The 13,352-nt window shown below is 55.1% G+C and carries 12 protein-coding genes; 5 read left to right on the forward strand and 7 right to left on the reverse strand.

Features of this window, described 5'->3' with window-relative positions; translation table 11 throughout:
• The first annotated feature begins 2 nt into the window (after nt 1–2).
• Entirely contained in the window at nt 3–1,343 is a 1,341-nt protein-coding gene (gene gntU / locus VI01_RS14970; RefSeq protein WP_038643662.1) for a gluconate transporter, read from the forward strand.
• A gap of 168 nt (nt 1,344–1,511) precedes the next feature.
• Here the strand turns inward: gntU and VI01_RS14975 are convergent, their stop codons facing one another.
• From VI01_RS14975 to VI01_RS15000, 6 genes are all read right to left on the reverse strand, one after another.
• Complete coding sequence (locus VI01_RS14975; protein WP_038643660.1) at nt 1,512–3,137, reverse strand: Na/Pi cotransporter family protein; 1,626 nt, start codon at nt 3,135–3,137, stop codon at nt 1,512–1,514.
• Nucleotides 3,138–3,317: 180 nt separating this feature from the next.
• Nucleotides 3,318–4,310: an ABC transporter ATP-binding protein gene (locus tag VI01_RS14980; RefSeq protein WP_045815779.1), complete on the reverse strand. Its 993-nt coding sequence runs from the start codon at nt 4,308–4,310 to the stop codon at nt 3,318–3,320.
• A gap of 2 nt (nt 4,311–4,312) precedes the next feature.
• Nucleotides 4,313–5,098, reverse strand: a complete 786-nt coding sequence (locus VI01_RS14985) for an ABC transporter permease (protein WP_045815780.1) — start codon at nt 5,096–5,098, stop codon at nt 4,313–4,315.
• Nucleotides 5,099–5,101: 3 nt separating this feature from the next.
• Nucleotides 5,102–5,950 carry an ABC transporter permease subunit gene (locus VI01_RS14990; RefSeq protein ID WP_038643654.1) on the reverse strand — a complete coding sequence of 283 codons (849 nt, stop codon included), beginning with the start codon at nt 5,948–5,950 and terminating at the stop codon, nt 5,102–5,104.
• Nucleotides 5,950–6,759 carry an alkaline phosphatase family protein gene (locus VI01_RS14995; RefSeq protein ID WP_045815781.1) on the reverse strand — a complete coding sequence of 270 codons (810 nt, stop codon included), beginning with the start codon at nt 6,757–6,759 and terminating at the stop codon, nt 5,950–5,952. Before VI01_RS14995 ends, VI01_RS14990 begins: the two co-directional genes overlap by 1 nt.
• A 124-nt stretch (nt 6,760–6,883) precedes the next feature.
• Nucleotides 6,884–7,945, reverse strand: coding sequence for an ABC transporter substrate-binding protein (locus VI01_RS15000; RefSeq protein ID WP_045815782.1), 1,062 nt, complete (start codon nt 7,943–7,945; stop codon nt 6,884–6,886).
• Nucleotides 7,946–8,168: 223 nt separating this feature from the next.
• Here VI01_RS15000 and VI01_RS15005 point away from each other — a divergent pair, with 223 nt between their 5' ends.
• The 4 genes from VI01_RS15005 (at nt 8,169) to ubiA (ending at nt 10,848) form a co-directional block, all read left to right on the forward strand.
• Nucleotides 8,169–8,867: a UTRA domain-containing protein gene (locus VI01_RS15005; protein ID WP_038643648.1), complete on the forward strand. Its 699-nt coding sequence runs from the start codon at nt 8,169–8,171 to the stop codon at nt 8,865–8,867.
• A gap of 70 nt (nt 8,868–8,937) precedes the next feature.
• Entirely contained in the window at nt 8,938–9,348 is a 411-nt protein-coding gene (psiE, locus tag VI01_RS15010; RefSeq protein WP_034826969.1) for a phosphate-starvation-inducible protein PsiE, read from the forward strand.
• A gap of 90 nt (nt 9,349–9,438) precedes the next feature.
• Nucleotides 9,439–9,957, forward strand: a complete 519-nt coding sequence (ubiC, locus tag VI01_RS15015) for a chorismate lyase (RefSeq protein WP_038643645.1) — start codon at nt 9,439–9,441, stop codon at nt 9,955–9,957.
• Nucleotides 9,958–9,981: 24 nt separating this feature from the next.
• Nucleotides 9,982–10,848, forward strand: coding sequence for a 4-hydroxybenzoate octaprenyltransferase (gene ubiA, locus VI01_RS15020; RefSeq protein WP_197079598.1), 867 nt, complete (start codon nt 9,982–9,984; stop codon nt 10,846–10,848).
• Between the two features lie 61 nt (nt 10,849–10,909).
• Here the strand turns inward: ubiA and plsB are convergent, their stop codons facing one another.
• Nucleotides 10,910–13,333, reverse strand: a complete 2,424-nt coding sequence (gene plsB, locus VI01_RS15025) for a glycerol-3-phosphate 1-O-acyltransferase PlsB (RefSeq protein ID WP_045815783.1) — start codon at nt 13,331–13,333, stop codon at nt 10,910–10,912.
• Nucleotides 13,334–13,352 lie beyond the last annotated feature (19 nt).

Here is a 13,352-nt window from a genome sequence, read left to right on the forward strand (position 1 = left end):
TGATGAGTACCGCAACGCTGGTGTTAACTGCAGCAGGCTCCGTCCTGCTGCTGCTGTTTTTGGTGATGAAAGCGCGTATGCACGCCTTTGTCGCCCTGATGTTAGTCTCAATTGGTGCCGGTCTGTTCTCTGGCATGCCGCTGGATAAAATTGCTGACACCATGCAAAAAGGCATGGGCGGAACGCTCGGATTTCTCGCCATCGTGGTGGCATTGGGCGCGATGTTCGGCAAAATCCTGCATGAAACCGGCGCAGTCGATCAAATCGCTATCCGCATGCTGAAAGCCTTTGGTGAAAACCGGGCGCATTACGCGATGGGGATTGCCGGATTGATCTGCGCGCTGCCGCTGTTCTTTGAAGTGGCGGTGGTCTTGCTGATTAGCATCGCTTTTGCCGTGGCGCGTCGTACCCATGGCAACTTAGTGAAGTTGGTCATTCCACTGTTTGCCGGTGTGGCGGCCTCAGCGGCGTTTCTGCTGCCGGGACCGGCCCCGATGCTGCTGGCTTCCCAGATGCACGCTGATTTTGGCTGGATGATCCTGCTTGGCCTGTGTGCGGCGATTCCCGGTATGCTGATTGCGGGTCCGCTGTTTGGTAACTTTATTGCCCGTCACGTCAGCTTCAGTGCGCCGCCAGAAGACCATCAGCCTGAAATTGAAGAGGGTAAACTGCCATCGTTTGGCTTCAGCCTGGCGCTGATCCTGTTCCCGCTGCTGCTGGTGGGTTTGAAAACCATTGGCGCGCGCTTCACCACACCGGATTCACGTCTCTATGAGTGGCTGGAGTTTATCGGCCATCCGTTTACAGCGATTCTGCTGGCGTGTCTGGTGGCGATTTACGGTCTGGCCTATCGCCAGGGGATGGACAAAGAAAAGGTGATGCAAGTGTGCGGCAGCGCACTGCAACCAGCCGGCATTATTCTGCTGGTGATCGGTGCGGGCGGTGTGTTCAAGCAGGTGCTGGTGGATTCTGGCGTCGGTCCGGTATTGGGCCATGCGCTCACTGGCGCCGGGATGCCGATTGCGCTGGCGTGCTTTATCCTCTCTGGTGCGATCCGTGTGATTCAGGGCTCGGCGACCGTGGCCTGTCTGACGACTGTGGGCCTGGTCATGCCGGTGATTGAACCGCTGCACTACAGCGGCGCGCAGCTGGCGGCGCTGTCGATCTGCATCGGGGGTGGCTCCATCATTATTAGTCACGTCAACGATGCCGGTTTCTGGCTGTTTGGCCGTTTCACGGGCGCCACTGAAGGTGAAACGCTGAAAACCTGGACGCTGATGGAAACCATTCTTGGTACCACCGGTGCCATTGTCGGGATGATTGCGTTCACTTTGCTGTCGTAAGATTTTCCAGGTGCGCCGCAATGCGCACCCTATAAAATCTACCTATCCGCACGGCAGGTTGCCATTGATGGCGACCTGACCGAATAGCACCGCTGGTTGGTCGCGCCTGTATGACGATGTGGCTGAATCCCGCAGCCGTTGATCATCGCAGTCATGCCAGGCTGTTGGTTAATCCTCATCCCGCTCATCATCCGGCTGATCCAGCACCGTATACGCCACTGCACAGAATAGCGAGTTCAGACGCTTCATATCCCCCAGCAGCCCTAAATGCAGGGAACTGGTTTCGATGCTCTGCACATTCTGTTGATGTAAGCGCTCAACGTGTGCATGAGAGAAGCGGCGAATCAGGATGCGGAAGCGGTGTTTGGAACGGCGCAGGCGTTTGGCGCTGGTGAGGTCTTTAGACAAAAATACCGACAGACTCAGGCGTAAATTATTCAGCACCTGCTCCTGCAAAGTATTTAACTCTCCTAATCCTTCGGCGGAGAATGCGCGCCGGGCCTGCAATGACTTATCGGCCACATCTGCGCACATGCGCTCGATGATATCGCCCGCTTGCTCCAGGTTGAGCGCCATCTCAATAATCTCTGCCCAGCGACGTGAATCCTCTTCTGGCAAATCTTCTTTCGGCATGCGTGCAAGATAGAGTTTGATAGCGGTATACAGCACGTCAACATCATCATCCAACCGCCGCACCACACGCTCTTCTCGTAGCTCACCGTGAACCACTTTGTTGAATGACTCCATCATCTGTTCAACCACATCGCCTATACGGAGCGTTTCCCGCGATGCGTTCGCCAGTGCCAATGCCGGCGTATCCAGTGCGCTGCTATCAAGATGCCTGGGCTTTAAGTGAACCTGGTTTTCTGGGTCATCGGCAATCATGCGTCGGCACAAGCTCGCCATGGGACCGGTAAATGGCACCATCACCAGACAACGAAGCAGGTTGTAAAACACGTGGAAGAAGATCACCAACTCCTCGTCATTCACCGGCAACTTATCGAGCACATCAGCGATGAAATCGACGAAAGGCAAAATAACCAGGCTACCGATCAATTTGAACAGCAAGCTGCCGAGTGCCACGCGTTTACCTGCAGCATTGGAACCGCTGGCATTGATCATCGCCAGTAAACCACTGCCGAGATTGGCGCCAATCACCAGGCACAGCGCGACTTTGAACGAGATGACCCCGGTGGCCGTGAGCGTGGCGGTGATCAGTACAGCAGCAAGACTGGAGTAGCTGATGATCGCGAATACGGCACCCAGCAGTGCATCTAACATGACATCGCCAGTCAGCGTGGAGAATAAAACCTGCACACCTGCCGCTTGAGTGATGGGTTTGGCGGCGGCGACAATCAGTTGCAAGGCCAGCAGAATCAATCCAAGACCAATCGCGGCGCGCCCCATTTGTCCGGCCCGCGTCTGCTTACGGCTGAGGAAGAACACCACACCAAAGAAGATGAAGAGCGGCGATAGCCAGGAGAGATCGAAGGTCAGGATACGCGCCATGATGGCGGTACCGACATCGGCACCGAGCACCACCACCAGCGCAGGCGTCAGGCTCACCAGATTCTGTGCGACAAACGAGGTGACGAGCAGGGTGGTGGCATTGCTGCTCTGCACCAGCGCGGTGACGCCAATCCCGGCGAGAAACGCCATTGGCTTCTTTTCCACGCTGCGGCTGAGCACCCGCCGCAAATCGGCGCCGTACACGCGCATGATACCGGTGCGCACAATGTGCGTGCCCCACACCAGCAGGGCCACAGCAGATAATAGATTGAGCAGGGTCAACACGTCGGGCGGTTCCTTATCCTCAGACTTTCATTGCACCAACTGCAAGCCTGTGGGTCAGTACCGAAGTGCCGGGCGCACCTTAGCGCGACCACAGGCAGCCTAAAGGCCGCCTCGACAACGATGAACAGGCTGCATTAACGCTGAATGCTGCCGCGTTGCGTGGCCCATTTTTCGTTAAATTTAAGCGACCTGGCGCAACGTCGACATTTCTAACTGTAGACCAATTTGCATGCCAGATGGGTGCAAATCTGCCACGCTGCGGTTCAGCACATCGACGGATAACTCCACGCTATTCGCCACGACGCGATAGCGAATGACATTACCCAGCAGGCTGTGACTGAGAATAGTGGCCGGAATGCCATCCTGCGGTGCACTCAAGCGGATTGACTCAGGTCGGATCGCTACCTGGCCCGTGAATGTCTGGCCGGTGAGCTGCGTTGCCTGCTCCGCACTCAGCAGGTTGTAGTTGCCGATAAACCCGGCGGCAAACAGGTCGGCTGGTTGCGTGTAGAGTGCTTCAGCGTTGCCGTTTTGCACGATCTTGCCACGGTTCATCAGCACGATACGATCCGACAGCGTCAGCGCCTCTTCCTGATCGTGGGTAACGAAAATCGTGGTGAGCTTTAACTCCTGCTGAATGTTGCGGATCTGTTCGCGCAGATGGCGGCGGATACGCGCATCCAGTGCGGAGAGCGGCTCATCCAGCAACAGCAAACGAGGGCGCGTCACCAGGGAGCGCGCTAAGGCAACACGCTGGCATTGTCCGCCAGAAAGCTGGTGCGGATAACGGCGGGCAAAATCCGTCAGTTCGACCAGTGCCAGCGCTTCCATTACGCGTTTCTGAATATCGCCGCCTGGCAGTTTCTGCATTTTCAGGCCAAACGCCACGTTCTTCTCCACCGTCATGTTGGGGAACAGTGCGTAGCTCTGAAACACCATGCCGATGGTACGTTTCTGCGGTGGCAGCGGCACGATATCCTGATCCTGCAGCAGAATTTTGCCGCTATCGACATCGGTCAAACCGGCGATGCAGCGCAGCAGCGTCGATTTGCCGCAACCGCTCGGGCCGAGCAGGGTGACAAACTCGCCTTCATCGGCGCTGAAATCGATATTTTCAAAGATGCTGGTGGGGCCGTAGCTTTTGTTCAGCTGGGTGACGTTCAGATAACTCATGGTCAGCCTCGTTCAGGATTGAGGGCATTCGCCAGCCAGGTGACCAGCAGGACGACAGCAAAATAGGAGATCACCAGCGCACTGGTAAAGTGGCCGCTGCCGTTACGCATATTGTAGAGATACACCTGCAAGGTTTCATAGCGGGTGCCGACTAACAGGTTAGCGAACACAAACTCACCTATCAGGAAAGAGAAAGAGAGCAGCACCGCGATAAACACGCCTTTGCGCAGGTTGGGCAACACCACAAACAGTGCTGCCTGCCAGGTGCTGGCACCCAGCAGATGAGACGCATCGATCAGCTCTTTCAGGTTGATCGCCTGCATATTGTTGGCAATGGCGCGGTAGATAAACGGCAGCGCGATGGTGAAATAACAGCCGACCAGAATCCACGGCGTGCCGGTGATCATCAGCGGTGATGACGAGTAAAGCTGCAGCAGGCCAACGGATGACACCACCGGCGGTACGGCAAACGGCATCAGAATCAGCACGTTCATCACCGCATCCAGCTTCGGATAATAGTAAGCGATTACAAACATCGCAGGCAGCACCAGCACCAGCGAGAACAACAGCGCACCAAAGCAAATCAGCAGCGAATGACCGAGCGCCGTCAGGAAACGCGGATCGCTCCACAGTGCGATAAGCCACTTAAGTGTGAAGCCCTGCGGCAGAATAGTGTAACTCCAGTCGGTGGATATGCCGTACAGCAGTGTCGCCAGCAGCGGGGCGGCGAGGATGATCAGCAGCAGCCAGATAATCAGGCGATGATAAATTTTTTCCGCGCGAGACACGTTCTACTCCTGTGATTTCGCGTTGAGATAACTGCGGCGCACCAGATACTGCTGCACCACGGTAATCAGCGCCATAATGAACACCAGCAACATTGCCAGCGCACCGCCGGTATTCGGATCGAGCGAGATATCGCCCGACACCAGCGCAGCAATTCGCACTGGCACCACGTTAAAGTTACCGGTGGTCAGCGCATAAATGGTGGCGTAAGCGCCCAGGGCATTGGCCAGCAGGATGACGAAAGTCCCTAACAGCGCCGGGAACAGGATGGGCAAACCAATATGCCACCAGTAACGCCAGCGGCTGGCACCGAGCAGCGCGGCTGACTCTTCCCAATCTTTGCGTAAGCCATCAAACGCCGGATAGAGCAGCAGAATGCCAAGTGGGATCTGGAACCAGGTGTAAACCAGCACCATGCCGTCACGCGAGAACAGTTTGAATCCTTCCAGCATGCCGAAGTGGCGCAGCAGCAGCGTCAGACAACCATTCATGCCCAGCAGAATCACGAAGGCAAACGCCAGCGGCACGCCGGCGAAGTTACTGGTCATGTTGGTGAAGGACATCAGGAAGCGCTGAAAACGACCGCTGCCCAACTGATGCAGGGAATAGCCGGCAAACAGCGAAATCAGCAGGCCGTAAATGCTCGACCAGATGGAGATATCCAGCGACAGGCGAAATGCCTGCAGATAAAACGGCGAAGTGAGGATATCGGTATAGTTATCGATACCCCAGCGCTCGTTCATGTCGCTCCAGAAGCTGTTAATGGCAATCCACAACAGCGGCGCGAGCTGGAAGGCGACCCAGAAAAAGGCGAACGGCAGCAGTAACAGTGTGGCGAGGGTTTTGCCCTTCATTAACGCGGCCCCGCCAGCAAACCGTGGCACACGGGTTTGTCGTGTTCAATGCCGAGCAGCGTGCAGACAATACCGCACAGTTCGGTCTGCTGCGGTTCGAGATCGGGCTGACGTGAGAAGCCTGCACCAAACACAAACAGCGGCACCTGCGTCTCTTCCGGTAAAATACCGCCGTGCGAACGGTCATCGTTCATGCCGTGGTCGGCGGTGACGATCACCTGATAGCCCGCGGCGAGCCAGCCGGGCATCCACTGTGACAAATAGCCATCGGCCATTCGTGCGCGGTTGCGGTATTGCGGCGATGACAGGCCATGTTTATGCCCGGCATCGTCAATATTCATCGGGTGAATCAGTAAAAAGTCCGGATCGTGGTTCAGACGCAGGCTCTCCGCATCTTCAAACAAGTGGGAATCCGGATAACTGTCGTCCCAGTAAAAGTGGCCATATTGGATCGGCAAATCGGGGGCGACGGTGTGGCGATCACGCGCATTGTTGAACGGTGATTGGTTATACAGCTCACTGACCCAGTGATAAGCGGCAGCGGCCGTGGTTAAACCGGCGGCGCGGGCGTAATGGAAGATGCTGCGCTGATTGCTCAGGCGATTGACGCCGTTATGTATAATGCCGCTCTCTACCGGCGGAATACCGGTCAGAATGCACTCGTATAGCGGACGCGATAGCGAAGGCAGCTCGCAGGTGAGCGTGTAGTATTGGCCATTACCCTGTTTGCATTCGGCAAACAGATAGCCCATCGCATGCTGTGCCACCTGATTGCTCAGGCCATCCAGTACCACCAGGATTGTCTTCATTCCCGTTCCTTACATCATTCAAATTGCGAGCACTGTGCATAGCGGCGCAACGTATTGCGTATCGATGCGCAGCGTTGTCGCTACAGATCGATGCGCGACATCGCGCCGCCAGGGTGTGTGCAAATTACTGCTTCATATTGATAATCACGTTCTCTTGCCACAGGCGCGGCAGCATTTTTGACGTCTTATCCCATGAAGCCTGATCTTTGATCGGGCGAGCATTTTTGTACTCAGACTGCGGCAGCAGTTTGGCCTGTACGTCAGCTGGCAGGGTCAAATGTTCAGCACGAATCGGACGCGCATAACCTTTCGCCAGGTTGATCTGACCTTCATCAGACAGGATGTATTCGCGCGTCAGTTTGGCGGCGTTCGGGTGCTTAGCGTATTTGTTGATAATGGTGGTATAGCCTGAAATCACGGAGCCATCAGACGGGATCACCACTTCATAGCGGTTTTTGTCGATCTGATCGCGGTAATTCAGACCGTTGAAGTCCCATACCACGGCAACCTGAATTTCGCCTTTCTCGATGTTGGCAATCACCGGATCGGTCACGCCCAGACGGCCCTCTTTGGCCAGTTCGCCAAAGAAGTTCAACGCTGGCTTCAGGTTCTTCTCATCACCACCCAATGCGTAGTTCGCGGCCAGAACGCCGTTAGCAGCCTGAGCAGCCACGCCGACATCACCGATAGTGACCACATACTTACCTTTCTTCAGATCGGCCCAGCTGTGTGGCGCATCTTTCACCTGCTGTTTGTCGATCAGGAAGGCGATGGTGCCGGTGTAAGCCAGCATCCAGTTGCCTTCGCTATCTTTTGCCCAGCTCGGAATCTGATCCCAATGCGTCGGTTTGTACGGTTGTGCCAGACCTTTGGTCACAGCGACCGGACCGAACGCGGCGCCCACATCACCGATATCGGCGCTGGCGTTCTCTTTCTCTGCATCAAATTTAGCCAGCTCCTGCGCCGATGACATATCGGTATCGCTATGCTTCAGGCCATATTTGCTGTTGATGTCATTCCATGTGTCTTTCCAGTTCGCCCAGCTGTCTGGCATACCGACGCTGTTGACCTGGCCCTCAGCACGCGCGGCTTTTTCCAGCGCGGCAAGGTCGTTATCGGCGGCGTGCGCGGCGGGCAGCGCAAGCAGTACGGCACTGGCTACTACAGAGGAGATAAACGCTTTCATCTCGATTGCTCCGGGTGTAAGTTGTGGGACGTCTTGGTCTAGTCCAGCAAGAACCGAGCCAATGTAGCCCGATCAGATGAAGGTTTTATGACCATGGTGGTGAAATGTGGTGTGACGCGCAGCTCCACATGCGGATACAGCGCGCGAAAGCGTGGGATATGCCTGTCATATTGTAGTCATCGAACTGTCATAGTGCAGAATTGCCCCAAAATGAGGCTAAAAAATGTCGTCAAAAACGGTGGATGTGATTGCTACGGCGCTGAGTGAACGCATTGAAAACGGTGAATTTGCCAGCGGGCGTTTACCGGCAGAACGCAGTTTGAGTGAATTCTATTCCACCACGCGCATTACCTTGCGTGAGGCGCTGGGCTTGCTGGAAGCGCAGGGCATTATTTACCGTGAATTGCGTCGAGGCTGGTTTCTCGCACCGCCAAGGCTGGTATATAACCCGGCCCATCACAGCCACTTTCATGCCATGGCGGCCGAACAAGGGCGTATCGCCCTCACTGAAGTGATTGAGGCGCGGGAAGTCCCGGCACAGCTGGTGATTGCGCGGCACTTACAGCTATTAGAAGGCGATAGCGTATTTCGCATTCGCCGCCTGCGACGTATCGATGGCCGCGCGGTGTTGTATGTCGAGCATTACCTCAATCCGGCCTTTTTTCCTGGCCTGCTGGAAGAAGACCTAACCCGCTCGCTCACCGACCTCTACGATCAGCGTTATGGCATTCGTTACGGCGGCGCACGCTTTACCATTCTTCCTGGCCCATTACCGGCGCGCGCTGCACCGGCACTTAATGTCGCCAGCGGCACTCCCGGATTACTGATTACCCGCATCAACCGCGATCAACATAAACGGGTGATCGACTGTGACTGTGAATACTGGCGTTATGACGCGCTCTGTGTGGATGTTGATGTGTAGCATATTGTGATTTCGATCACACTACAGCATGATAGTCTCAGAGAGTTTCCGTACTTTGAGGCGCATAAAAATGACAACAAAATCAGCGATGGGGCAGCTTATTGCTTCAGTTTTACAATGGGTTCTGAATATTGGTTTGGTGACGCTGGCTGTCATCCTGGTGGTCTTCCTTGGCAAAGAGACAATCCATTTAGCCAATGTGCTGTTCAGCACCGGTGAGCAGGCGTCGTCCTACCTGCTGATCGAAGGCATTGTGATCTATTTTCTTTATTTTGAATTTATCGCGCTGATCGTGAAGTATTTCCAGTCTGGCTATCACTTTCCACTGCGTTATTTCATCTATATCGGCATCACCGCAATCATTCGTCTGATAATCGTTGACCACAAAAACCCGTTCGACACGCTTTATTATTCAGCGGCGATTTTAATTTTGGTGGTCACGCTGTGGTTAGCCAATAGCAATCGCTTAAAGCGCGAATAATCCCCCTTCTGTCGGGTGTGGCACAACCAGCAGTGCCACGCCCGATTCTCTGCGTTAAACTAGGGCAACTTTTTCTCCGGAGATGTCCTGATGTCGCATCACGCGCTGCGCCAGTTACTCGCACTGCATTGGCTGCCAGCCACTTCCCCCTTGCTTTCACCCCCTCTGCTTGACTGGTTGCTGGAGGAAGACTCCATGACGCGTCGTTTCGAGCAGCATTGCCAGCAGGTGACGGTGGAACTGATCCGCGAAAGCTTTATTACCGCTGACGAGATGGCGCCAGAAGCGGAATTCCTGCCCGCCGATGAGCGCTTTTGGTTACGTGAAATCGTGCTGTGCGGCGATGGCGAACCCTGGCTGATTGGGCGAACCGTGGTGCCAGAAAGCACGTTGAATGGCCCGGAGCAGATGCTGCAAAATCTTGGCACCCGTCCGCTGGGGCGCTATCTTTTCGCCTCCTCGACGCTGAGCCGCGATTTTATCGATCCCGGTCAGGTGGATGATCTGTGGGGACGTCGCTCGCGCCTGCGTTTATCAGGCAAACCGCTGCTGCTAACTGAACTATTTTTACCAGCCTCGCCGTTGTACCGCGCGCTGAATCAAGGATAAAGGATTGTGGAAAAAACCTTAACCATGACCAAATGGCAGGCTTATCGGCGCCTGATGCGCATCGATAAACCGATTGGCACGCTGTTGCTGCTGTGGCCCACAATGTGGGCACTGTGGTTATCAGGCATGGCGGTGCCGCCTTTGTCTGTGCTGGTGGTATTTGTGCTCGGCGTCATTGTGATGCGTGCCGCGGGCTGCGTGATCAATGATTATGCGGACCGTAAGGTGGATGGTCATGTCAAACGGACCGCATCGCGTCCGCTGGCGAGCGGCGTGGTGACGGAGAAAGAGGCCAAAATCCTGTTTGTCGTGCTCGGGTTGCTGGCATTTGCGCTCGTGCTGACCATGAACCGTATGACGATTTTGCTGTCATTTGGTGGCCTGGCACTGGCATGGGTCTATCCGTTTATGAAGCGCTACACCCATTTACCCCAGGTGGTATTGGGAGCGGCATTCGGCTGGGCGATTCCAATGGGTTGGGCGGCAGTTAGTGAGTCCTTACCTCTTGTTTGCTGGCTGGTGTTCTTCGCGAATATCTGCTGGACGGTGGCTTACGACACGCAATACGCGATGGTTGATCGTGATGATGACCTGAAGATTGGCGTGAAATCCACGGCGATTCTGTTCGGTCGTTTCGATAAGTTGATCATCGGCTTATTGCAGCTGGCCACGCTGGGGCTAATGGCGTTAGTCGGACTGATGTTGCATCTGAACGGTGCGTTTTACTGGTCACTGCTGGTGGCGGGCGGCTTCTTTGTGTATCAACAAAAGCTGATTGCTCAACGTGAACGCGATCCTTGCTTCCAGGCCTTTCTGAATAATAACTATGTTGGTCTGGTGCTGTTTATCGGCGTACTTCTCAATACTCAGCCATTTATTGACCTGTTTTAAGTGGTTGCTGCGATAAAAAAGGCGACCCGTTGGGTCGCCTTTCTGCTTTTTATGCCCGACGTTATTCGTGAGCTACCGCACTTTCAATGGTCAAACGGACATCACCGGTCACCAGCTCTGCCAGCATCTGCCACATAATGTGGGTGCGTTCCGCATCGGCATCGCCTGAATCACTGATGTAGCCTTCATCACGCAGTGACAGCACCAGCGCGGTAAATACCGCTTTGTCGAAGAACTCTGGCGCGTTAATGCCATGCAACACAGACAAACGCTGTGCCAGCGTGCGGCTCTCTTTCTCCAGCGTGCCGCGGTTGATCGTCGGCTTGGCACTCAGAATGGCGAAGGTGATGGCAAAACGCTGCAACGTTTCACGGATACCGGCAGCCAGCAATTGCAGCGAGCGGTGACGCACTGGATTCATGCGTAACTGCCCATCATGCTCGGTAATCAGGCCTTGTCGCGCCATCTCAGCACAGAGGGCATTCAGCACGCCTGGCAGCTCTGCGTTATCCCAGCGCAGGAACAGCTCACTCTTCAGCATCGGATACACCAGACTTACCTGACGCAGCAACTCCGCCTCACTGATCTCACGATGCTGCTGCACAATAGCGGCAATCAGCGATGGCATGACCAGCATATGGTGGATGTTGTTGCGGTAGTAGGTCATCAGGACGGCCTGCTCGCGCGGCAGAATGATGATGTCACCAATGCTGTCTTTTTCCGTCTCGAACTTATTCATGCCCATGGCGTGATCAAGCAGCGCTTCGGCAGTCATATCCGGCACGGTGGCTTCCGGCGAATAAGGCACGTTACGCAGCAGCTGGGTATAGCATTCCAGTTGCTCAATCAACTGTTCACGCGTCAAAGAGCGCTGACGTGAAGCCAGCAACGCGGTGACGCACAGGTTCATGGCATTGGCGGCACCGGCTTCGTTGATACGCACCATCAGACGTGCCGCGATGTCATTCACAGTCGGCGTCATCCATGCCGGACGCAGTGGCTCAATCGGATCGATCGCATCACGCCATTCCGGCACGTTTTTGTTCAGGTAGTTCATCAGCGGCAAGGGTTCGCCGAAGTTGACGTAGCCCTGACCAAGATTGCGCAGTTTACGTAAGCCACGCACCATCTGCAGGAAGCTTTCTTTCTCTTTGGCCGCACCACGTAACTCTTTGGCGTAAGTACCCACTTCCATGACGTGTTCATAGCCGATGTAGATTGGAACGAACGTAATCGGGCGGCTACCGCCACGCAGCATGGCTTGCAACGTCATCGACAGCGTGCCGGTTTTAGGATCCAGCAGTCGGCCCGTGCGTGAGCGCCCGCCTTCAACGAAATACTCGACTGAATATCCGCGGCTGAACAACTCGCCCAGGTATTCACGGAACACCGTGGAATAGAGTTTGTTGCCCTTAAAGGTACGGCGGATAAAGAAAGCACCCAGACGACGGAAAATCGGACCTGCTGGCCAGAAGTTCAGGTTGATGCCGGCCGCGATGTGTGGCGGCACAAGGCCCTGATGGTAGAGCACGTAAGAGAGCAGTAAATAGTCCATGTGACTGCGATGGCAGGGCACATACACAATTTCGTGGCCATCTTGCGCCAGCTGACGCACACGCTCGCCACCGTTGACGTTGATGCCCTGATAAAGACGGCTCCACAGCCAGCCCATCACGCGGTCTGTGACGCGAATGGCCTCATACGAGAAGTTCGCTGCGACCTCTTCCATCATCTCAACGGCATTCTGCTGGGCTTTCTCGTGCGAGATTTTTTTGCTGCGCGCTTCATCTTCAACCGCTTTTTCAATCGCTTTGGATTGCAACAGCTTGTTGAACAGATCCTGACGAGCGGGCAGACGTGGCCCGACTGCAGCCAGACGCTGACGCGCGAAGTGAATGCGTGCCACACGTGCCAGCTTCTGGGCAATCGACTTATCGGTGCCGTGCTCCGTCGCCATCTGGCGCAGGGAAACGGTTGGCGAGAAGCGCACAAAGCTGTCACGTCCGTGCCACAAAATGGCGAAGAATTTCTCTACACCATTAAGGATGCGCAGATGCGGCGTATCTTCACCCTGAATTTCACGTCCTGGCGCGCGACCAAACATGACCGCAACCGGTAACATCTGGACGTCGAGATCCGGATTACTGCGGTGCAAATCGAGGTAGTCGTGGAATAGCTTCACCGACTCAGGATTGGCAACGAAATAGGGGAATACGCGTGGGCCATCGTGAATAAACACGTGACGCGGCAATAGCGTGCCGTCGATCTCCAGCGGAGCCAGCGGATCGGGCAGATCATGTTTCAGGCACTGCGCCCGGAGAGTGAGCAGGTCAGCCTTTGAATCATAAGGCAAAACATACATCACTGGACGCGTCGGATCGATCCCGTGTTCTGAGACAGGATCGGTCGGAATGACCTTACTCTTTACCAAAAAAGAGAGTGGTAAATTCAATAGTTTGTAATAAAGTTTACGCCAACCTGACATAGACAACTTAAAGCCTCTT

The sequence above is a fragment of the Pantoea sp. SM3 genome, assembly GCF_000963995.1.
GTDB lineage: Bacteria > Pseudomonadota > Gammaproteobacteria > Enterobacterales > Enterobacteriaceae > Pantoea > Pantoea rwandensis_B.